Here is a 24,277-nt window from a genome sequence, read left to right as displayed (position 1 = left end):
AGGGTCTGACGAACTGGGGATGCTGGATGTCGAACGAAGAGAAGCTCCGCGAGTACCTCAAGCGGGTCACCACCGACCTGCACCGGACCACCAAGCGGCTGCGTGAGGTCGAGGAGGCCGGGCACGAGCCCGTGGCCATCATCGGCATGAGCTGCCGCCTGCCTGGCGGGGTCGACAGTCCGGAATCCCTGTGGAACCTCGTTTCCGGCGGCGGTGACGCGGTCGGCGGCTTTCCCGCCGACCGCGGCTGGGATGTCGGGGGCCGGTACCACCCGGACCCCGACAACCCCGGCACCTACTACGCCCGCGAGGCCGGGTTCGTCTACGACGCCGGCAAGTTCGACGCCGGGTTCTTCGGCATCTCGCCGCGCGAGGCGCTGGCCATGGACCCGCAGCAGCGGCTGATCCTGGAAGCCTCCTGGGAGGCCTTCGAGCGGGCCGGGATCGACCCGGTGTCCTTGCGCGGCAGCCGGACCGGGGTGTTCAGCGGAGCGTGGTTCTCCGGCTACACCCCGGGACTGGACCAGTCCCCGCAGCACCTGGAGGGCCACCTGCTCTCCGGCGCGGCCACCAGCTTCGTCTCCGGCCGGGTCGCCTACACCCTCGGCCTTGAGGGCCCCGCGCTCACCGTGGACACCGCCTGCTCCTCCTCGCTGGTCGCGCTGCACCTGGCGGTGAAGGCGCTGCGCAACAACGAGTGCGGGCTCGCGCTCACCGGCGGCGTCACCGTGATGTCCAGCCTCAACTCACTCGTCGAGTTCTCCCGCCAGGGCGGCCTGGCCGCCGACGGCCGCTGCAAGCCCTTCTCCGCCGCGGCCGACGGGTTCGGCTTCGCCGAGGGCGTGGGCATGCTGGTGCTGGAGAAGCTCTCCGACGCCCAGCGCAACGGCCACCAGATCCTCGCGGTGATCCGCGGCACCGCGATCAACCAGGACGGCGCCTCGAACGGGCTCACCGCGCCGAACGGCCCGTCCCAGCGCCGGGTCATCGCCGACGCGCTCGGCGACGCCCGCCTCACCCCGGCCCAGGTGGACGTGGTGGAGGCGCACGGCACCGGCACCTCGCTCGGCGACCCGATCGAGGCCCAGGCCCTGCTGGCCACCTACGGCCAGGACCGGGAACGGCCGCTGTGGCTGGGCTCGGTGAAGTCCAACATCGGGCACACCCAGGCCGCGGCCGGAGTCGCCGGTGTGATCAAGATGGTCATGGCCATGCGGCACGGGGTGCTGCCCAAGACCCTGCACGTGGACGAGCCCTCGCCGCACGTGGACTGGTCCGCGGGCGCGGTGTCGCTGCTCACCGAACAGCTGGCGTGGCCGGAGACCGGGCAGCCACGCCGGGCCGGCATCTCCAGCTTCGGCATGAGCGGCACCAACGCGCACACCATCCTGGAACAGGCCCCGGCCGCCGACATCGTCGATCCCGAGCGGGTTCCGGTCGCGGTGCCGCCGATCCTGCTCTCCGCCAGGGGCGCCGAAGCCCTGCGCGGCCAGGCCGAACGACTCCTGTCCTTTGTGGACAACAACCCCGATCTTCCGCTGGCTGACCTCGGCTTCTCGCTGGCCACCACCCGCACCCGGTTCGAGCACCGCGCGCTGCTGGCCGCCACCGACCGGGACGCGCTGCGCGCCAGCCTGGGCGCACTCGCCGCGAACCGGCCCGACCCCGCGCTGGTGCAGGGTGTCTCCGGGGTGGACGGCCGAGTGGTCTTCGTCTTCCCCGGCCAGGGCTCGCAGTGGCGCGGCATGGCCGTGGAGCTGCTGGAGACCTCGCCGGTCTTCGCCGCGCGCATCGCCGAATGCGCCGAAGCCCTCGCCGAGTTCACCGACTGGGATCTCCTGGAGGTCCTGCGCAGCGGTGACTGCGAGCAGGTCGACGTGGTGCAGCCCGCGCTGTGGGCGGTGATGGTGTCGCTGGCCGCGCTGTGGCGCTCGTACGGCGTCGAGCCTGCCGGAGTGGTCGGCCACTCACAGGGTGAGATCGCTGCCGCCGCGGTCTCCGGCGCACTGTCCCTGCGTGACGCGGCCAAGGTGGTTGCCCTGCGGAGCAAGGCGATCCGCGCGCTGGCGGGCAAGGGCGGCATGATGTCGGTCTCGCTGTCCGGCGAGGAGGCCGCCGCGCGACTGGCCCGCTGGGACGGCCGGATCTCGGTCGCCGCGCACAACGGCCCCGCCTCGGTGGTGGTCGCCGGTGACCCGGACGCCCTGGACGAGCTGTTCGCCGAGTGCGAGGCCGCGGAGATCCGGGTGCGCAAGATCCCGGTGGACTACGCCTCGCACTCCGCGCACGTGGAAAGCATCAAGGCCGAGCTGCTGACCGTCCTCAGTGGACTGGAGCCGAAGACCTCGGCGATCCCGTTCTACTCCACCGTCACCGCCGGGCAGATCGACACCGCGCGGCTGGACGCCGAGTACTGGTACACCAACCTGCGCCAGACCGTCCGCTTCGCCGAGACCACCCGGCTGCTGGCCGAGGACGGCTTCCGCTTCTTCATCGAGGCCAGCCCGCACCCGGTGCTCACCTTCGGCGTGCAGGAGACCCTGGACGAGGTGGAGGCGGTCGCGGTCGGCTCGCTGCGCCGCGAGGACGGCGGCCTGGACCGCTTCCTGCTCTCCCTCGGCGAGGCCGAGACCCGCGGCCTGCCCGTCGACCTGCGCCCGGCCTTCCCCGGCGCGCGGCGGATTGACCTGCCCACCTACGCCTTCCAGGGCCGCTGGTACTGGCTCGAACCCGAGCAGGCCGCCACCGCCGCCGACCCGGCCGACGCCGAGTTCTGGGCCGCGGTGGAGAACGAGGACCTGGACCGGCTGGCCAGCACCCTGGGCACCGGCCTCGAACCGCTCAGCGGTGTGCTGCCCGCACTGTCCGCCTGGCGCAAGGGTCGCCGCGATCAGTCCACTGTGGACGGATGGCGGTACCGGGTCACCTGGAAGCAGCTCACCGAACCCGCCGCCGCCGAACTCTCCGGCACCTGGCTGCTCGTCGTTCCCGCGGCCAACCACCCCTTGACCACCGCGGTTGTGACCGCACTGCGCGCCCGTGGCGCCGACGTCGCCGAGCTGGTGCTCGACCGCGTCGACCGCGCCGGGCTCGCCCAGCAGCTCGCCACCTCCCCCGTGGCGCCCAGCGGAGTGCTGTCCCTGCTGGGCCTGGACACCTCGGCCCACCCCGAGGTGTCCAGGGGGCTGCGCCTGACCGTCACCCTCACCCAGGCCCTCGGCGACGCCGGCCTCGACGCTCCACTGTGGACCGTCACCAGCGGCGCGGTCGGCACCGGACCGGCCGACCCGGTGCGCGAACCGGTGGCCGCCCAGGTCTGGGGCTTCGGCCGGGTCGCCGCGCTTGAACACGCCCGCCGCTGGGGCGGCCTGGTCGACCTGCCCGGCAACCCGGGTGAGACCGACCTCAACCGCCTGGTCTCGCTGCTGGCCAACGCGGGGGAGGAGGACCAGCTCGCGGTGCGGGCCAACGGGATCCTCGCCCGCCGCCTGGTGCACGCCCCGCGCGGTGCCACCAAGTGGGACTGGCGGCCCACCGGCACCGTGCTGGTCACCGGCGGCACCGGCGCGATCGGCGCGCAGGTGGCCCGCTGGCTGGCCCGCAACGGAGCCGACCACCTGGTGCTCACCAGCCGCCGCGGCCTGGCCGCGCCCGGTGCGAGCGAGCTCGCCGCCGAGCTGGGCGAACTGGGCGCCAAGGCCACCATCGAGGCCTGCGACATCAGCGACCGGGAGGCCGTGCGCGACCTGCTGGCCCGGCACCCGGTCACCGCGATCATGCACGTGGCCGGCGTGCCCCAGGCCACCGCGCTCGCCGAGGTGACCCAGGAGGAACTGGCCGAGGTCACCGCGGTCAAGATCGCGGGCGCGGCGCACCTGGCCGAGTTCGCCGGTGACCTGGACGCGTTCGTGCTGTTCTCCTCCAACTCCGGCGTGTGGGGCAGCGCGGGCCACACCGGCTACGCCGCGGGCAACGCCTACCTGGACGCGCTGGCCCAGCACCGCCGCGCCACCGGGCAGCCCGCACTCGCGGTCGCCTGGGGCGCCTGGGCCGAGGGCGGCATGGCCGAGGGCGACGCGGGGGAGCAGCTGCGCCGCCGCGGCATCCTGGAGATGCGCCCCGAGCTGGCCATCGCCGCACTGCAACGGGCCATGGACGAGGACGAGACCGCGATCGCCATCGCGGATATGGACTGGACCAAGTTCACCCCGGCCTTCACCTCGGTCCGGCCCAGCCCGCTGCTGAGCGAGCTGCCCGAGGTCCGCGAGCTGCTCGCCGAGCCCGAGCCGGAGGCTGATTCCGGGCTGGCCGAACGACTTGCCGCGGCCTCCCCGCTGGAGCAGCGGCGCGCGCTGGTGGACCTGGTGCGCACCCAGGTCGCCGGGGTGCTCGGCCACGACTCCACCGACGCGGTGGATGCCGGGCGTGCCTTCCGCGAGCTGGGCTTCGACTCGCTCACCGCGGTCGAGCTGCGCAACCGGATCACCGCCGCCACCGGCCTGAAGCTGCCGGCCACCATGGCCTTCGACCACCCCACGCCGAGCGCGCTGGCCGAGTTCCTGCGCGGTCAGCTGTTCCCGGCTGTCGACGGCGTCGACGAGTCCGAACAGCGGATCAGGGCCGCACTGGCCACCCTGCCGCTGACCCGCCTCCGGGAGGCCGGGCTGCTCGACACGCTGCTGCGCCTGGCTGATGGTGGCGAACCAGTTGAGTCCACTGTGGACGACGGCGAGGACCTCGACGAGATGGACGCCGACGACCTGGTGCGCCTGGCCCTCCAGGGCTCCGACTCCTGACCTGACCGAGCTTGTGGAGACCAAGATGGCTACCCCGACCGACAAGGTCGTCGAGGCCCTGCGCGCCTCGCTCAAGGAGAACGAACGCCTGCGTCAGCGCGAGGCGACCACCCGCGAACCCCTGGCCATCGTCGGCATGAGCTGCCGGCTGCCCGGCGGCGCGGACAGCCCGGAGGCCCTGTGGCGACTGCTCACCGGCGGTGTGGACGCCGTCGGCGGGCTGCCGGAGAACCGCGGCTGGGACCCCGCCTCGATCTACGACGCGGACAGCACCGGCCCGCAGGCCACCGAGGCCGGCTTCCTCTACGACGCCACCGAGTTCGACGCGGCCTTCTTCGGTATCTCGCCGCGCGAGGCCGCCGCCATGGACCCGCAGCAGCGCCTGCTGCTGGAGGCCTCCTGGACCGCGGTCGAGCATGCCGGGATCGACCCGAACTCCCTGCGCGGCAAGGCGGTCGGCGTGTTCGCCGGGGTCTCCGGCCAGGGTTACGGCGTCGGTCTGCAGCAGGCGGGCACCGGCTCCGAGGGCTACTTCCTCACCGGCGGCGCCACCGCGGTCGCCTCCGGCCGGATCGCCTACACCCTGGGCCTTTCCGGCCCCGCGGTCACCATCGACACCGCGTGTTCCTCCTCGCTGGTCGCCCTGCACCTGGCCGCGCAGTCGCTGCGCACCGGCGAGTGCGAGCTGGCCCTGGTCGGCGGCGTCGCGGTGATGGCCACCCCCGGCGCGTTCACCGAGTTCTCCCGGCAGAGCGGCCTGGCCCCCGACGGCCGCTGCAAGTCCTTCGCCGCCGCCGCGGATGGCGTCGGCTGGGGCGAGGGCGTCGGCGTGCTGCTGGTGGAACGCCTCTCCGAGGCCCAGCGCCGCGGCCACCGCGTGCTGGCCGTGGTCAAGGGCAGCGCGATCAACCAGGACGGCGCCTCCAACGGTCTCACCGCCCCCAGCGGTCCCGCCCAGCAGCGGGTCATCCAGGCCGCGCTGGCCAACGCGCGACTGTCCACTTCGGACGTGCACGTGGTCGAAGCGCACGGCACCGGCACCACCCTCGGCGACCCGATCGAGGCCCAGGCCCTGCTGGCCACCTACGGCCAGGACCGGGAAACCCCGCTGTGGCTGGGTTCGCTGAAGTCCAACATCGGCCACACCCAGGCCGCCTCGGGCATCGCCGGGGTGATCAAGATGGTGCTGGCGCTCAACCACGGCGTGCTGCCGCGCACCCTGCACGTGGACGAGCCCTCGCCGCACGTGGACTGGTCCGCCGGCTCGGTCGCGCTGCTCACCGAGGAACAGCCGTGGCGGGAGAGTGTGCGCCGGGCCGCGGTGTCCAGCTTCGGCGTCAGCGGCACCAACGCGCACGTCATCCTGGAACAGGCCCCCGCCACCGAGCACGCCGAACCCAGCCCGGCCCCGCCGATCGCGCCGATCCTGTTGTCCGCCAAGGGAGTCGACGCGCTGCGTGCCCAGGCGGCCAACCTGCGCCAGGTCGACGCGCCACTGGCCGACCTGGCCTACTCGACCCTGACCAGCCGGGCCAAGCTCAGCGACCGCGCGGTGATCCTGGCCGACAGCAAGGAAACCCTGACCGCGGCGCTCACCGCCCTCGTCAACGGCGAGCAGGCGCCCGGCCTGGTCCAGGGCACCGTGGCCGAGGGCCGCACCGCGTTCCTGTTCTCCGGCCAGGGCTCCCAGCGCCTGGGCATGGGCACCGAACTGGCCGCCCGCTTCCCGGTCTTCGCCGAGGCCTTCAACGCGGCCTGCGCCGAGCTCGACCGGCACCTGCCCCGCCCGCTGCGCGAGGTCCTGGACTCCGAGGAGCTGCACCAGACCGGCTACACCCAGCCCGCCCTGTTCGCCATCGAGGTCGCGCTCTACCGCCTGGTCGAGTCCCTCGGCCTCACCCCCGACGTGGTGGCCGGGCACTCCATCGGCGAACTGGCCGCCGCGCACGTGGCCGGGGTCTTCTCCCTGGCCGACGCCGCCAAGCTGGTCGCCGCCCGCGGCCGCCTGATGCAGGCCCTGCCCGCCGGTGGCGCGATGGTCGCGGTGCAGGCGAGCGAGGACGAGGTCGAGCTGACCGACGGGGTCGCCATCGCCGCGGTCAACGGCCCGGAGTCGGTGGTGCTCTCCGGCGAGGAAGCCGCGGTGCTCGCCCTGGCCGAGCGGTTCGCCGCGCAGGGCCGCAAGACCCGGCGGCTCACCGTGAGCCACGCCTTCCACTCGCCGCTGATGGACGGCATGCTCGCCGACTTCCGCGCCGTCGCGGAGACCATCTCCTACGCGGTGCCGAACATTCCGCTGGTCTCCACCCTCACCGGCCAGCCGGTCTCCGCCGAGCTGACCAGCCCGGACTACTGGGTCCGGCACGTGCGCGAAGCGGTTAGGTTCGCCGACGCGCTGCGCTGCCTGGCCGAGGACGAGGTGCGCACCTTCCTGGAGATCGGCCCCGGCGGCGTGCTCTCCGCGCTGGGCCAGGAAACCCTGGACGCCGCCTTCCTGCCGCTGCTGCGCAAGGACCGCCCCGAGCCCGAGGCCCTGCTCACCGGCCTGGCCGAGGCCCTGGTCCGCGGCGCCGAGGTCGATCTGTCCACTGTGGCCGGTGGCCGCCGTGTCGACCTGCCCGGCTACCCCTTCCAGCGCCAGCACTACTGGCTGGACGGTGCCGCGCTCGCCGACGCCGCCGGACTCGGCCTGACCGCCGCCGAGCACCCGCTGCTCGGCGCGGCCCTGCCGCTGCCCGGCAGCGATGGGTTCGTCTTCACCGGCAGCCTGTCCCTGCGCACCCACCCCTGGCTGGCCGAGCACACCGTGCTGGACACCGTGCTGCTGCCCGGCACCGCCTTCGTCGACCTGGCCCTGCACGCCGGCCGCCAGGTCGGCGCGGACACCGTGGCCGAGCTGACCATCGAGGCCCCGCTGGTGCTGCCCGCCGACGGCGCGGTCCAGCTCCAGCTCGCGGTCACCGGCACCGACGAGACCGGCCGCCGCGGCCTGACCCTGCACTCCCGCACCGGCGAGACCTGGCTCCGGCACGCCAGCGGCCTGCTCACCACCGACACCGCACCGGCCACCGCCGAAAACGCCTGGCCGCCGGCCGACGCGGTCGCACTCGACGTGTCCGACCTCTACGACCGGGTCGCCGAATGGGGCTACGACTACGGCCCCACCTTCCAGGGTCTCAAGGCCGCCTGGCAGCACGGCGACGACGTGCTCGCCGAGGTCAGCCTGCCCGGCAACGACGGCGCGAACTTCGGCGTGCACCCGGCCCTGCTGGACGCCGCCCTGCACGCGGTCGGCCTGGGCACCCTGATCGCGGACACCGGCCAGGCCCGGCTGCCCTTCCTGTGGAACGACGTCAGCCTGCACCAGCCCGGCGCCTCTGCCGTCCGGGTCCGGCTCACCCCGGTCGCCGCCGACGCCGTCTCACTCACCCTGTCCGACCCCACCGGCGCACCGGTCGCCTCGATCGGTTCCCTGGTGCTGCGCCCGGTCTCCGCCGAGGCGCTGCGCACCGCGCGGGACAGCCAGGACTCGCTGTTCCGCGTCGACTGGACCGAACTGTCCACAGTAGACGGTGACCTGGCCGACGCGGTGGTGGTGCACAGCACCGAGTCCGAGGTGCGCGCGGCCACCGCGCACATCCTCAAGGCGGCCCAGGACTTCCTGGCCGATCCGGAGCTGGCGCTGTCCCGGCTGGTCGTGGTGACCGCCAACGCGGACACCGACCTGGCCGCCGCTGCGGTGCACGGCCTCATCCGCGCCGCCCAGGCCGAGGAGCCCGGCCGGTTCGTGCTGGTCGACACCGACAACCCGGACCTGGTCGCCGCGGCCGTGGCCACCGGCGAACCCGAGCTGCGGGTCCGCGCGGGCAAGGTGTTCGCGCCACGACTGGCCCGCGCCACCGGTTCCGCGGCCCAGCTGACCGGACCGGTCCTGGTCACCGGGGCCACTGGCAGCCTGGGCGCGCTGTTCGCCCGCCACCTGGTCACCGGCCACGGCGTCCGCGACCTGGTGCTCACCAGCCGCCGCGGCCTGGCCGCCCCGGGCGCGTCCGAACTCCGCGACGAGCTGATCTCCTTGGGCGCCAACGTCACCGTCGCCGCCTGCGACGCCGCCGACCGGCACGCCCTGGCCGCCCTGCTCGCCGAGCACCCGGTCAACGCGGTGGTGCACACCGCCGGCGTGCTCGACGACGGCATGCTCACCGCGCTCACCCCCGAGCGCCTGGACACCGTGCTGCGCCCCAAGCTGGACGCCGCCCGCAACCTGGCCGAGCTGACCGGACCGGAGACCACCCTGGTGCTGTTCTCCTCGGCCGCGGCCACCTTCGGCAACGCGGGCCAGGGCAACTACGCCGCCGCCAACGCGGTGCTGGACTCCTTCGCCCGGGCCCGCGCCGCCCAGGGCAGGCCCACCGTCTCGCTGGCCTGGGGCCTGTGGGCGCAGGGCATGGCCGACGGCGTGGACTCCACCCGGCTCACCCGTGGCGGCGTCGACGCACTGTCCACAACGGACGGACTCGCGCTGTTCGACGCCGCACTCGGCTCCGGCGAACCGGTCCTGGTGCCGATGCGCCTGTCCACCAAGGCGGGCCGGGACGAGGTGCCGCCACTGCTGCGCGGACTGGTCAAGGCCAAGCCGCGCAAGGCCGCCGACACCGGCGACCTCCGCCAGCGGCTGGCCGGTCTCGACCCCGACGACCGGGCCACCGCGCTGATCGACCTGGTGCGCGCCAAGGCCGCCGCCGTGCTCGGCCACGGCTCCGCGGGTGCGGTCCAGGAGAGCAGGGCCTTCCAGGACCTGGGCTTCGACTCGCTCACCGCGGTCGAACTGCGCAACCAGCTCACCGCGGCCACCGGCCTGCGCCTGCCGGCCACCCTGGTCTTCGACTACCCCACCCCGGCCGCACTCGCCGGCTACCTCCTGGAGGAGCTGCCGGTCGAGCAGGCCGCGCCACCAGTGTTCGCCGAGCTGGACCGGCTGGCCGCGAGCCTGACCGCGCTCACCGGGGACACCCGCGCCGAAGCCGTCGCGAAGCTCAGGGCACTGCTGTCCACTGTGGACGAAACGCCCGACCAAACCCCCGCCGCCAAGCTCGACCTGGCCACCGACGACGAGCTGTTCGCCCTCGTCGACTCCGAGCTCGGCGTCCACTGACCACGCAAGCCATTACTGACCGAGGGGGCGGCATGTCGCCGACGACTGAGGACAAGCTCCGCGACTACCTGAAGCGGGTCATCGCGGACCTCCAGCAGACCAAGGCGCGCCTGCACGAGGTGGAGGCCGAGGACCGCGAGCCGATCGCCATCGTCGGCATGGCCTGCCGCTACCCCGGCGGGGTCAGCTCGCCGGAGGACCTGTGGCGGCTGGTGGAAGGCGGCGGCGACGCGATCTCCGGCTTCCCGGCCAACCGCGGCTGGGACCTCAACGCCCTCTACCACCCCGACCCCGAACACCCCGGCACCTCCTACGTGCGGGAGAGCGGGTTCCTGCACACCGCCGACGAGTTCGACCCCGGTTTCTTCGGCATCTCCCCGCGCGAGGCCCTGGCCATGGACCCGCAGCAGCGCCTGCTGCTGGAGACCGCCTGGGAGACCTTCGAGCGGGCCGGTATCGACCCGGCGACCGTGCGCGGCAGCCGCACCGGCGTGTTCGCCGGGCTGATGTACCACGACTACGCGGCCCGCCTGCACAGCGTGCCGGCCGGGGTCGAGGGCTACCTCAGCACCGGCAACTCCGGCAGCGTGGTCTCCGGCCGGGTCTCCTACACCCTTGGCCTGGAAGGGCCTTCGGTCACCATCGACACGGCCTGTTCCTCCTCGCTGGTCGCGCTGCACCTGGCCGTGCAGTCCCTGCGCAACGGCGAGTGCACCCTGGCGCTGGCCGGTGGCGTGGCGATCATGTCCACCCCGGGCGCGTTCGTCGAGTTCTCTCGCCAGCGCGGCCTGGCCCCCGACGGCCGCTCGAAGTCCTTCGCCGCGGCCGCCGACGGCACCTCGTGGTCGGAGGGCGTCGGCATGCTGCTGGTGGAACGCCTCTCCGACGCCCAGCGCAACGGCCACCCGGTCCTCGCGGTGGTGCGCGGCAGCGCGGTCAACCAGGACGGCGCGAGCAACGGCCTCACCGCCCCCAACGGCCCGTCCCAGCGCCGCGTCATCCGCGCCGCCCTGGCCAACGCACAGCTCACACCGTCCGAAGTGGACGCGGTGGAGGCGCACGGCACCGGCACCGTGCTCGGCGACCCGATCGAGGCCCAGGCCCTGCTGGCCACCTACGGCAAGGAGAAGTCGGCCGACCAGCCACTGTGGCTGGGCTCGCTGAAGTCGAACCTGGGCCACACCCAGGCCGCGGCCGGCGTCGGCGGCATCATCAAGATGGTCATGGCGTTGCGGCACGGCGTGCTGCCGAGGACGCTGCACGTGGACGAGCCGACGCCGCACGTGGACTGGTCGGCGGGCGCGGTGTCGCTGCTGACCGAGGCGCGGGAGTGGCCGGAGACCGGCAGGCCCCGCCGGGCCGCGGTGTCTTCCTTCGGCGTCTCGGGTACGAACGCGCACACGATCCTGGAGCAGGCCCCGGTCGCTTCCGCCACCGAGGCTGCCAACGCGGCCCCGGTCGCTCTCGCCGCCGGGACAGCCAACGCGGCCTCGGTCGCTTCCGCCGCGGGGACCGCCGCCCCGGCCCCGGTGGCCTCTCCCGCCGGGACCGCCGCCCAGGCCCCCGGCGAACTCGCCGTCCAGCCGGGTGCCGCCGTTGCCTCCGCGCCGGTGCTCCCCTTGGCCCTCTCCGCCCGCGGCCCCGAAGCCCTTCGCGCCCAGGCCACCAACCTGCTCTCCTTCCTCGACGCCAACCCCGACCTCCCCCTGGCCGACCTGGGCCGCGCCCTCGCCCTGGGCCGCTCCGCCTTCGAGAACCGCGCCGTCGCCATCACCCGCGACCGCGCCGAGCTCCGCACCGCCCTCACCGCGCTCGCCAACGCCGAACCCGCCGCCAACCTGATCACCGGCGACAGCATCGGCACCGGCAAGGTCGTCTTCGTCTTCCCCGGCCAGGGCTCCCAGTGGCGGGGCATGGCCGTCGAGCTGCTGGAAACCTCCCCGGTCTTCGCCGCCCGCCTCACCGAATGCGCCGAGGCCCTCGCCGAGTTCACCGACTGGGACCTCCTCGACGTCCTGCGCAGCGGCGACTTCGAGCAGGTCGACGTGGTGCAGCCCGCGCTGTGGGCGGTCATGGTCTCCCTGGCCGCGCTGTGGCGCGCCAACGGCATCGAGCCCGCAGGAGTGGTCGGCCACTCACAGGGTGAGATCGCCGCCGCCGCGGTCTCCGGCGCGCTGTCGCTGCGGGACGCGGCCAAGGTGGTCGCCCTGCGCAGCAAGGCGATCCGGGCGCTGGCGGGCAAGGGCGGCATGATGTCGATCTCCCTGCCCGTGGCCGAGGTTGAGGCGCGGCTGGCCCGCTGGGATGGGCGGATCTCGGTGGCCGCGGTCAACGGCAGTGCCTCCGTGGTGGTCGCCGGCGACCCGGACGCCCTGGAAGAGCTGTTCATCGACTGCGAGACCGCGGAGATCCGGGTCCGCAAGATCCCGGTGGACTACGCCTCGCACTCCGCGCACGTGGAAAGCATCAAGGCCGAACTGCTGACCGTCCTCAGTGGACTGGAACCGCGCGCGGCGGAGATCCCGTTCTACTCCACCGTCTTCGCCGAGCGTTTCGACACCACCGGGCTGGACGCCGAGTACTGGTACACCAACCTGCGCCAGACCGTCCGGTTCGAGGAGACCGTCCGGCTGCTCGGTGACTCCGGGTTCCGGTTCTTCGTGGAGGCCAGCCCGCACCCGGTGCTCACCTTCGGCATCCAGGAGACCGTGGAAGCCGTCGCGGTCGGCTCGCTGCGCCGGGACGAGGGCGGCCTGGACCGCTTCCTGACCTCGCTGGCCGAGGGCCAGGTCCGCGGCCTGCCGGTGCGCTGGGCGACCCTGTGGGGCGGCTCGGCGCACGTGGACCTGCCCACCTACGCCTTCCAGCGCAAGCGTTACTGGCTGGAGGACGGCGCCCCGGCCGTCGAGCACACCACCGACCCGGCCGACGCCGAGTTCTGGACCGCGGTCGAGACCGAGGACCTGGACACCCTGGCCGCCACCCTCGGCGCCGAGGCCGAGGCGCTCACCGGTGTGCTGCCGGTGCTCGCCGCCTGGCGCCGCCAGCGCCGCGAGCAGTCCACTGTGGACGGCTGGCGGTACCGGGTGGAGTGGCGGCCGGTCACCCTGCCCGCCGCCCCGCTCACCGGCGACTGGCTGGTGGTGCAGCCAGAGGGACACACCGGGACCGTGCTGTCCGGCGCGCGGGTGCTGGAGATCGGTGGCTCCCTGGACCGGGCCGCGCTCGCCGATCGCCTTGCGGCACTGGACTTCACGCCCGCCGGGGTGCTCTCGCTGCTCGCCCTCGATGAGTCCCCGCTGGCCGAACACCCGCTGCCCGCCGGGCTCGCGGGCACCGTGGTGCTCACCCAGGCCCTCGGCGACGCCAGGATCACCGCCCCGCTGTGGTGCGCCACCCGCGGCGCGATCTCCACCTCCGCCACGGATCTCCTGCGCAGCGCCACCCAGGCCCAGGTCTGGGGCCTCGGCCGGGTCATCGCGCTGGAGCACCCGGAGCGCTGGGGCGGCCTGGTCGACCTGCCCGACCGCCTCGACGAGACCGCGGTCAACCGGTTGCACGCCGTGCTCGCCGCGGCCGAGGAGGACCAGGTGGCCATCCGCGCCGCCGGGATCTTCGCCCGCCGCCTCGCACCCGCCCCGCTCGGCTCGGCCACCCCGGTCCGCAGCTGGCAGCCCACCGGCACCGCGCTGGTCACCGACGGCTCCGGCGCGCTCGGCTCGCTGGTGGCGAAGTGGCTGGCCCGCAACGGTATCGAGCACCTAGTGCTGGCCGGTCAGCACGACCACACCGCCGAGGACCTGCGCGCCGAACTGGCCGCCGAGGGCGTCACGGTCACCCTGGCCGCCTGCGAGGTCGGCGACCGCGCCGCACTGCGCGCCGTGCTCACCGAACACCAGCCGGCCACCGTGGTGCACGCCCCGCCGGTGGTGCCGCTGAAGTCCCTGGCCGATAGCGACCTGGCCTCCTTCGCCGCCGTGGTCAACGCCAAGACCGCGGCCGCCACCCACCTGGACGCCCTGCTCGACGACTCCGTGGAGACCGTGGTCTTCTGCTCCTCGGTCGCCGGGATCTGGGGCGGTGGCAACCAGGGCGCCTACGCCGCGGGCACCGCCTACCTGGACGCGCTGGCCGAAGCCCGGCGCGGCCGCGGCCTGCCCGGCGTGGCGATCGCCTGGAGCCCGTGGGACGGCGGCGACACCACCACCGAGGACAGCTACGGCGAGTTCCTGCGCCGCCGCGGCGTCACCGCGATGGACCCCGAGCTCGCGCTTTCCGCGCTGCGCCAGGCGATTGAGCACGAGGAGCCGGTGCTCACCGTCGCCGACATCGACTGGGACCGCTTCGTCCCCGGCTTCACCGCCGCCCGCGCCAGCCACCTCTTCGACGAGATCCCGCAGGCCCGCCCCGAGACCGAGCCCGAGGCCGTCGAAGCCTCCCCGCTGGTGCAGCGCCTCACCGGACTTTCCGAGGCAGACCAAGGGAAACTCGTCCTCGACCTGGTCCGCACCCAGCTCGCCGCCGTGCTCGAACACGCCTCCCCGGAAGCCGTCGACGTCAACCGCGCCTTCCGCGAGCTCGGCTTCGACTCGCTCACCGCGGTCGACCTGCGCAACCGGCTCAACACCGTCACCGGCCTGACCCTGCCCGCTACCCTGGTCTTCGACTACCCGACCGCCACCGTGCTCGCCGAGCACCTGCGCGGCGAGCTGATCGGCCACGCCGCACAGATCGCCGGACCGGTGGTCACCGCGGCCGCCGACGACGAGCCGATCGCCATCATCGGCATGGCCTGCCGCTTCCCCGGCGGCGTGGCCAGCCCGGAAGCGCTGTGGCGGCTGGTCGAGTCCGGTGGCGACGCCATCACCGGCTTCCCCACCGACCGCGGCTGGGACCTGGACGCGCTGATCGACCCCAACGGGCGCACCGGAGCCAGTTACGTCGGCCACGGCGGCTTCCTGCACGAGGCCAGCGAGTTCGACCCGGCCTTCTTCGGCATCTCCCCGCGCGAAGCCCTGGCCATGGACCCGCAGCACCGCCTGCTGCTGGAAACCTCCTGGGAGGCATTCGAGCGCGCGGGCATCGACCCGGACTCCTTGCGCGGCAGCCGAACTGGCGTGTTCGCCGGCACCAACGGCCAGCACTACGCGCCGCTGCTGGCGGGCGCGCCGGAGAACCTGTCCGGCTACCTGGCCACCGGCAACGGCGCGAGCGTGCTCTCCGGCCGGGTGTCCTACACCTTTGGACTCGAAGGCCCCGCGGTCACCGTGGACACCGCCTGCTCCTCCTCGCTGGTCGCCCTGCACTGGGCGGTGCAGGCCCTGCGCAACGGCGAATGCTCCCTCGCCCTGGCCGGTGGCGTCACGATCATGTCCACCCCGGACATGTTCTTCGAGTTCAGCCGCCAGAACGGACTGGCCCGCGACGGCCGCTCCAAGGCCTTCGCCGCCGCTGCGGACGGCTTCGCCCTCGCCGAGGGTGTTGGCATGCTGCTGGTGGAACGCCTCTCCGACGCCCAGCGCAACGGCCACCCGATCCTGGCCGTGGTCAAGGGCAGCGCGGTCAACCAGGACGGCGCCAGCAACGGCCTCACCGCCCCGAACGGACCGTCCCAGCAGCGCGTCATCCGCCAGGCGCTGGCCAACGCCGGACTGTCCACTTCGGACGTCGACCTGGTGGAGGCGCACGGCACCGGCACCACCCTCGGCGACCCGATCGAGGCCCAGGCGCTGATCGCCACCTACGGCCAGGACCGGGACCGCCCGCTGTGGCTGGGCTCGCTGAAGTCCAACATCGGGCACACCCAGGCCGCCGCCGGGGTGGCTGGGGTGATGAAGAGCGTGCTGGCCATGCACCACGGCCTGCTGCCCAAGACCCTGCACATCGACGCGCCCAGCCCGCAGATCGACTGGTCCGCCGGTGCGGTCTCACTGCTCACCGAGGCCCAGCCCTGGCCGGAGGGCGTGCGCCGGGCCGCCGTGTCCAGCTTCGGCATCAGCGGCACCAACGCGCACGTCATCATCGAACAGCCGCCCGCGGCCGACACTCCCGAGAAGTCCACTGTGGACGGACCGGTGCCGGTGCGGCTCACCGCCCGCACCCCCGATGCCCTGCGCGGCCAGGCCCGCGCGCTGTCGGCGCACCTGGCCGCACACCCGGACACCGGCCTCGCCGACCTGGCGCACTCCCTGCTCACCGCCCGCACCGCCTTCGACCAGCGCGCCATCCTGGTCGTGGACAACGCCGCCGAGCTGAGCACCGGCCTGGACGCGCTCGCCAACGGCGAACCGTGGCCCGGCCTGACCACCGGCGTGGCCGCGCCGGGGGAGAAGGTCGCGTTCGTCTTCCCCGGTCAGGGCTCGCAGTGGCTGGGCATGGCGGTCGAACTGGCCGAGACCAACGCGGTCTTCGCCGAACGGCTCGGCGACTGCGCGGGCGCGCTCCGCGAGTTCACCGACTGGGACCTGCTGGAAGTGTTGCGCGGCAACGGTCCCGGCTTCGACCGGGTGGACGTGGTGCAGCCCGCGCTGTGGGCGGTCATGGTCTCCCTGGCCGCGCTGTGGCGCAGCTTCGGCGTCGAACCCTCGGTGGTGGTCGGCCACTCCCAGGGCGAGATCGCCGCGGCCGCGGTCTCCGGCGCACTGTCCCTTCAGGACGCCGCCAGGGTAGTTGCCCTGCGCAGCAAGGCGATCCGGGCGCTGGCCGGCAAGGGCGGCATGATGTCGGTGCCGCTGCCGGTCGCCGAGGTTGAGGAACGACTGGCCCGCTGGGACGGCCGCATCTCGGTCGCCGCGATCAACGGCACCTCCTCGGTGGTGGTCGCCGGTGAGCCGGACGCGCTGGACGAGCTGTTCGCCGAGTGCGAGGCCGGGAACATCCGGGCCCGCAAGATCCCGGTGGACTACGCCTCGCACTCGGCCTACGTGGAGGAGATCCGCGAGGAAATCCTGCGGGTCCTGGCCCCGATCAAGCCGCGAGCCTCGGAGATCCCGTTCCACTCCACCGTCACCGGCGAGCTGGTCGACACCGCGACGCTGGACGCGGAGTACTGGTACACCAACCTGCGCCAGACCGTCCGGTTCGCCGAGGTCACCCGCGCGCTGGCGGAACAGGGCTACCGCTACTTCGTCGAGGCCAGCCCGCACCCGGTGCTCACCGTCGGCGTGCAGGAAACCCTGGAAGAGGCCGGCAGCAACGCGGTCGCACTCGGTTCGCTGCGCCGCGAGGAAGGCGGGCTCGCCCGGTTCCTGCTCTCCGTCAGCGAGGCCGCCGTGCGCGGCCTGCCGGTCGACTTCGGCCGGCTGCTCACCGGGGCCCACCGGATCGACCTGCCCACCTACGCCTTCCAGCGCGAGCGCTACTGGCTGGACACCCCGGTCCGCTCCGGTTCCGACGCCGCCGAGCTCGGCCTGACCGCCGCCGAGCACCCGCTGCTCGGCGCCGCGATCACCCGGCCCGGCAGCGAGGAACTGCTGTTCACCGGCCGGATCTCGGTGCGCAGCCACCCCTGGCTGGCCGACCACGCCGTGCTCGGCTCGATCCTGTTGCCCGGCACCGCCTTCGTCGAGCTCGCCCTGCACGCGGCCCTCGCCGCGGGCTGCGACCGGGTGGAGGAGCTGACCCTGGCCGCGCCGCTGGTGCTGCCCGAGGACGGCGCGGTCCGGCTACACCTCACTGTCGGCGAACCGGAGGACTCCGGCGCCCGCGCGCTGACCGTGCACTCCCAGACCGGCGAGGACGAGCCCTGGCAGCTGCACGCCAGCGGCACCCTGCTGCCCGGCCTCGGCACCCCGGTCGCGGTCGGCGCCTGGCCGCCCGCGGGCGCGGAACCCGTTGCCCTGGACGGTCTCTACGACCGGCTCAGCGAGGCGGGCTACGACTACGGCCCCAGCTTCCAGGGCCTGCGCGCCGCCTGGACCAAGGGCGGCGAGGTCTTCGCCGAGGCCACCCTGCCCGAAGACCACCGGGACAACGGCTTCGCGCTGCACCCGGCCCTGCTGGACGCGGCGGTGCAGGCCATCGGCCTCGGCGGCTTCTTCAGCGCCGAGCAGGCCCGGCTGCCCTTCGCCTGGACCGGGGTCAGCCTGCACGCCACCGGCGCGACCAGCCTGCGGGTGCGACTGTCCAAGGTGGACAACGACGGCATCGCGCTCGCGGTGACCGACCCCGAGGGCAACCCGGTGGCCACCGTCGACTCCCTGGTGCTGCGCGCCCTCTCCGCCGACGCGCTCGGCGGCGGGCACCACGACTCGCTGTTCCAGCTCGACTGGGTCACCGTGCCCGCGCCTGCCACCCCGCTCGGCCGCGCCGCCGTGCTCGGCGACGCACTGGGCGTGGCGGCCGGTCTGCGCGCCGCCGGGGTCCGGGTGCAGGAGCACACCGGACTGGCAGAACTGACCGAGGTGCCCGAGCTGGTATTCCTGCCACTGGCCACAGTGGACGGACCCATGGCCAAGGTCGCGCACACCACCACCCTTATCGCCCTACAGGCGGCACAGGGGTGGCTGGCCGATCCGCGCTTCGCCGGCTCCCGGCTGGTGGTGGTCACCCGGGGCGCGGCCGCGGACGTGACCGATCCAGCCGCGGCCGCGGTCTGGGGCCTGATCCGCTCGGCGCAGGCCGAGGAACCGGGCCGGTTCCAGCTGCTCGACCTGGACGGCCCCGACTCCGCCCGGCAGCTCGCCGCCGCCGCGCAGACCGGCGAACCGCAGCTGGCCATCCGGCAGGGCAAGCTCACCGCACCCCGCCTGGCCCGCGTGGCCAAGACCTCGACCGAGCGGCCGACCGGGGGATCCGCGCTGGTCACCGGCGGTACCGGCACCCTCGGCGCGCTGGTCGCCCGGCACCTGGTGACCAGCCGGGGCGTGCGGCACCTGGTGCTCACCAGCCGCAGCGGCCCGGCCGCCCGCGGCGCGGCGGAACTGCACGCCGAACTCACCGCGCTCGGCGCGCAGGTCCGGATCGAGGCCTGCGACGCCGCCGACCGGGACGCGCTGGCCGCGCTGCTGGGCACCCTTGATCAACCCCTGTCCACCGTGGTGCACGCGGCAGGGGTGCTCGACGACGGCGTGCTCTCCGCGCTCACCCCGGACCGGCTGGCCGCGGTGCTGCGGCCCAAGGTGGACGCCGCGGTCAACCTGCACGAGCTGACCGGCGAGGTCACCGAGTTCGTGCTGTTCTCCAGCGCCGCCGCCACCTTCGGCGGCGCGGGCCAGGGCAACTACGCCGCGGCCAACGCCTTCCTGGACGGACTCGCCGCCTACCGCCGTGAGCTGGGCAAACCAGCCGTGTCCCTGGCCTGGGGCCTGTGGGCGCAGGCCAGCGGCATGACCGGCCACCTGGACGAGGCCGAACTGGGGCGGCTGGCCAGGGCCGGCATGGCACCCCTGTCTTCAGAACAGGGGTTGGCACTGCTGGACGCGGCCAGCACAGTGGAATCGGCGGTGCTGGTGCCCATCGGGTTGGACACCACGGCGCTGCGGGCACAGGCCGAGGTGCCCGCCCTGCTGCGCGGGCTCGTCCGCAAGCCCGGTCGCCGAACGGCGGCCGGCGCGGCCCCGGACGCCACGGCGCTCACGCAGCGACTGCACGGCCGCACCGGCGCCCAGCGGCGCGAGGTGCTGCTGGACCTGGTCCGCGGGCAGGTTGCCGCGGTGCTGGGGCACTCCTCGCCGGAGGCGGTCGAGGAGAGCAAGGGCTTCCTGGAGCTCGGGTTCGACTCGCTCACCGCGGTCGAGCTGCGGAACCGGCTGAACGCGGCCACCGGCCTGCGTCTGGCCGCCACGCTGGTCTTCGACCACCCGACTCCGGAGGCGCTGGCCGCGCACCTGGACGACAGCGTGCCCCAGTCCACGGCCCCGGCGGGCGGCAGTCCGCTGCTGGCCGAGCTGGACCGGCTGGAGGCCAGCCTGTCGGTGATCGTGCCAGACGACCTGTCCGGGATCGCCCCGGACGAGGAGTCCCGGGCACACATCACCCTCCGGCTGAAGTCCTTGCTGGCCAAGTGGACCGAGGCCAACGGCACCCCGGCCGCCGAGGACCTGGAAGCGGCCACCGACGACGACCTGTTCGACCTCATTGGCAAGGAGTTCGGAATCTCGTAACGGGGATTCCTACTGGGGAGAAGGGAACCACAGTGTCCAATGAGGACAAGCTCAGGCACTTCCTCAAGCAGGTCACCGCGGACCTCCGGCAGACCCGCCAGGAGCTGACCGAGGTCCGCGCGGCCGAGCACGAGCCGATCGCCATCATCGGCATGGCCTGCCGGTACCCCGGCGGCATCGGCTCACCGGAACAGCTGTGGGACCTGCTGGCCGAGGGCGGGGACGCGGTCACCGGGTTCCCGGCCGACCGCGGCTGGCCCGACCTGCTCGACGACGACCCGTCCGCCACCGGCCGCACCTACACCGGCCACGGCGCGTTCCTGGACGGCGTCGCCGACTTCGACCCCGCCTTCTTCGGCATCTCCCCGCGCGAGGCCCTGGCCATGGACCCCCAGCAGCGCCTGCTGCTGGAGACCTCCTGGGAGGCCTTCGAGCGCGCCGGCATCGACCCGGCCACCTTGCGCGGCAGCAAGACCGGCGTGTTCGCCGGGGTGATCTACAACGACTACGCCGCCCGCCTGCACGAGGTTCCCGAGGGCGTCGAGGGCTACCTCGGCACCGGCAACTCCGGCAGTGTCGCCTCCGGCCGCATCGCCTACACCCTCGGACTGGAGGGCCCCGCGCTCACCATCGACACGGCGTGCTCGTCCTCGCTGGTGGCGCTGCACCTGGCCGCGCAAGCCCTGCGCAAGGGCGAGTGCACGCTGGCCCTGGCCGGTGGCGTGACCACCATGGCCACCCCGCAGATCTTCGTCGAGTTCTCCCGCCAGCGCGGCCTGGCCACCGACGGCCGCTGCAAGGCCTTCGCCGACGCCGCCGACGGCACCGGCTGGGGCGAGGGCGTCGGCCTGCTCCTGGTCGAACGCCTCTCCGACGCCCAGCGCAACGGCCACCCGATCCTCGCGGTGCTCAAGGGCAGCGCGGTCAACCAGGACGGCGCCTCCAGCGGCCTCACCGCCCCCAATGGCCCGTCCCAGCAACGCGTCATCCGCGCCGCCCTCGCCGACGCGCAGCTCACCCCCGCCCAGGTGGACGTGGTGGAGGCGCACGGCACCGGCACCCGCCTCGGCGACCCGATCGAGGCGCAGGCGGTGCTCGCCGCGTACGGGCAGGAGCGGGACCGGCCGCTGTGGCTGGGTTCGGTGAAGTCGAACATCGGGCACACCCAGGCCGCGGCCGGGGTCGCGGGCGTGATCAAGATGGTCATGGCGATGCGGCACGGGGTGCTGCCCAAGACCTTGCACGTGGACGAGCCCTCGCGGCAGGTGGACTGGTCGGTCGGCGCGGTGTCGCTGCTGACCGAGCCGCAGCCGTGGACGGGGGAGGTGCGGCGGGCCGGGGTGTCCAGCTTCGGGGTGAGCGGGACGAACGCGCACGTGATCCTGGAACAGGCCCCCGCGCCCGCGGAAGGCGAGACCAGCGCCGCCACCCAGCCCGACGCCGCCGTGGCCACCACGCCAACCGCTGCCGCCGCGCGCACTGCGCCCGCCGTGGCCGCCGCGCCGACCGATGACGCCGCGCCTGCCGCGGATGCCGTGCGCTCCCTGCCCGCTGCCGCCACGCCCGCCGCGGATGCCGCGCGCACCGTGCCCGCCAACGCTGCCGCTGCCACGCCCGCCGCTGCCGCCGCGGGCACCGCGCCGGTTGCTGCCGCTGCCGCGCTGCCCTTCCTGCTCTCCGGCAAGACCGCCGCCGCCCTCCGCGCCCAGGCCATCCGCCTCCGCGACCACCTCGCCAAGCACACCCCCGCCCCGCTCGACCTCGCGCACACCCTCACCACCCGCAGCGCCTTCGAGCACCGCGCCGTCCTGCTCGGCGACCTCACCGCCCTGGACGCCCTCGCCACCGACGAGATCACCCCCGCCCTGGTCCGCGGCACCGCCGCCCGTCCGGGCAAGGTCGTCTTCGTCTTCCCCGGCCAGGGCTCCCAGTGGCGCGGCATGGCCGTCGAGCTGCTCGACTCCTCCCCGGTCTTCGCCGCCCGCATCGCCGAGTGCGCCGTCGCGCTCCAGGAGTTCGTCGACTGGAACCTCCTGGACGTCCTGCGCGACAACGACTACGACCAGGTCGACATCGTCCAGCCCGCACTCTGGGCGGTCATGGTCTCCCTCGCCGCGGTCTGGCGTGCGCACGGCGTCGAGCCCGCAGGAGTGGTCGGCCACTCACAGGGCGAGATCGCCGCGGCCGCGGTGTCCGGCGCGCTGTCCCTGCGTGACGCGGCCAAGGTGGTTGCCCTGCGCAGCAAGGCGATCCGGGCGCTGGCCGGCAAGGGCGGCATGATGTCGGTGCCGCTGCCGGTCGCCGAGGTTGAGGCCCGGCTGGCTCGCTGGGGCGGGCGGATCTCGGTGGCCGCGGTCAACGGCAGCGCCTCCGTGGTGGTGGCCGGGGATCCGGACGCGCTGGAGGAGCTGTTCGCCGACTGCGCGGACACCGACGTCAAGGCCCGGCGGATCCCGGTGGACTACGCCTCGCACTCCGCGCACGTCGAACAGATCCGCGAGGAGCTGCTGACCGTCCTCAGTGGACTGTCGCCGCGCACCTCGGACATCCCGTTCCACTCCACCGTCACCGCCGGCCCGATCGACACCGCCGCGCTGGACGCCGAGTACTGGTACACCAACCTGCGCCAGACCGTGCGCTTCGAGGAGACCGTGCGCGGGCTGCTCGCCACCGGGCACCGCACCTTCATCGAGACCAGCCCGCACCCGGTGCTCGCGGTCGGCATCCAGGAGACCGCCGACCGGGCCGAGACCCCCGCGGTCACCGTCGGTTCGCTGCGCCGCGAGGAGGGTGGGCTGCTGCGGCTGCACACCTCCCTCGCCGAGGCCTGGACCCGCGGTGTGCCGGTGGACTTCGCGCCCGCGGTCCGCGGCGGCAACCGGGTCGACCTGCCCACCTACGCCTTCCAGCACCAGCGGTACTGGCTCGAACCCGCCGCCGGCATCACCGCGGACGAGCAGTTCTGGACCGCGGTGGAGAACCAGGACCTCACCGCCCTCGCCGAGCTGCTGCCCGGACTGGCCGCGCAGCGCCGCGCCAAGCCGGAGCCGGCCGCCCAGCCCGCGCCCGAACCCGGGTTCGCCGAGCGGCTGGCCGCACTCGAACCGGCCGAGGCCCAGCGCCGCCTGCTGGACCTGGTGCGCGGGCACGCCGCCGCCGTGCTTGGCCACGCCGCCGCCGAGGACGTGGTCACCGACCGCGCCTTCCTGGAGTCCGGCTTCGACTCGCTCACCGCGGTCGAGCTGCGCAACCGGCTGACCGCGGCCACCGGCGTGCAGCTCGCGCCCGGCCTGCTGCTCCAGCACCCCACCCCGGCCGAGCTCGCCGCCCACCTGCGCGAGCGCATCGGCGTCGCCGAGACCCCGGTCCAGCAGCCCAGCACCCTGGCCAAGCTCTACCAGGAGTCCGTCCGAAGTGGACGGATCGCGCAGTTCATGGACCTGCTCGCCGACACCGCCGCGTTCCGGCCCAGCTTCGACGAGACCAGCGACCGCGCCGACCTGGTCCGCCCGGTCCGGCTGGCCGTCGACGGCGACGGACCGGTGCTCATCGGGTGCAGCGGCACCGCGGCCATCTCCGGCCCGCACGAGTTCGCCCGGCTGGCCACCGCCCTGCGCGGCCAGTGCCCGATGGCCGCGCTGCCCCTGCCCGGCTACCTCGACGGCGAACCCCTGCCCGCCACCCTGACCGCCGCCCTGCGCCTCCAGGCCGAAGCCGTGCTGGCCCACGCCGACGGCCGCCCGTTCGTCCTCATCGGACACTCCGCGGGCGCGATCCTGGCGCACCAGCTCGCCGCACACCTGACCGAGGGCGGCACCCCGCCCGCCGGACTGGTGCTGCTGGACGTCTACGAACCCGACCACAGCGGCCCGATCGGCGTGTGGCAGCGGGAGATGACCGAGTGGATGCTCGGCAACCAGGGCGACTACGTGCCCGCTGACGACACCCGGCTCACCGCCATGGGCGCCTACTACCGGCAGCTCGCCGGGTGGCAGCCCAGCGCACTGCCCGTGCCCACCCTGCTGGTGCGGGCCAGTGAGCCGATGGGGGAGTGGACCGGCGAGGCCGACTGGCGCTCGCACTGGCCCTTCCCGCACGCCGTGGCCGATGTGCCGGGCAACCACTTCACCATGACCCAGCAGCACGCCGGGGCCACCGCGCAGTCCATTGTGGACTGGCTCGCCTCGTCCGTCACCGTCGCCGGAAACGCGAAGTAAGAACAG

At 73.9% G+C, this 24,277-nt stretch carries 3 protein-coding genes and 1 pseudogene; all 4 read left to right on the top strand.

All coding sequences use genetic code 11. The annotated features are described in order from the left end of the window. Positions 1-5 precede the first annotated feature (5 nt). A complete protein-coding gene (locus M8C13_RS03365; RefSeq protein WP_374213022.1) occupies positions 6-4,796 on the top strand; it encodes a type I polyketide synthase in 4,791 nt (1,596 codons plus the stop codon). Positions 4,797-4,809: 13 nt separating this feature from the next. Beyond that, positions 4,810-9,951 (top strand): SDR family NAD(P)-dependent oxidoreductase, encoded by a 5,142-nt coding sequence (locus M8C13_RS03360; protein ID WP_374213016.1) that lies wholly within the window; start codon positions 4,810-4,812, stop codon positions 9,949-9,951. 11 nt (positions 9,952-9,962) lie between these two features. Further along, positions 9,963-20,054 carry a type I polyketide synthase gene (locus tag M8C13_RS03355; protein ID WP_374213021.1) on the top strand — a complete coding sequence of 3,364 codons (10,092 nt, stop codon included), beginning with the start codon at positions 9,963-9,965 and terminating at the stop codon, positions 20,052-20,054. A 71-nt stretch (positions 20,055-20,125) separates the two neighbouring features. Continuing rightward, positions 20,126-24,271 (top strand): annotated as a pseudogene (locus tag M8C13_RS03350) (type I polyketide synthase); the annotation flags it as partial. Positions 24,272-24,277 lie beyond the last annotated feature (6 nt).

The organism is Crossiella sp. SN42 (genome assembly GCF_023897065.1).
Classification (GTDB): Bacteria; Actinomycetota; Actinomycetes; order Mycobacteriales; family Pseudonocardiaceae; genus Crossiella.
This window is presented reverse-complemented; position numbering and strand designations above follow the sequence as displayed.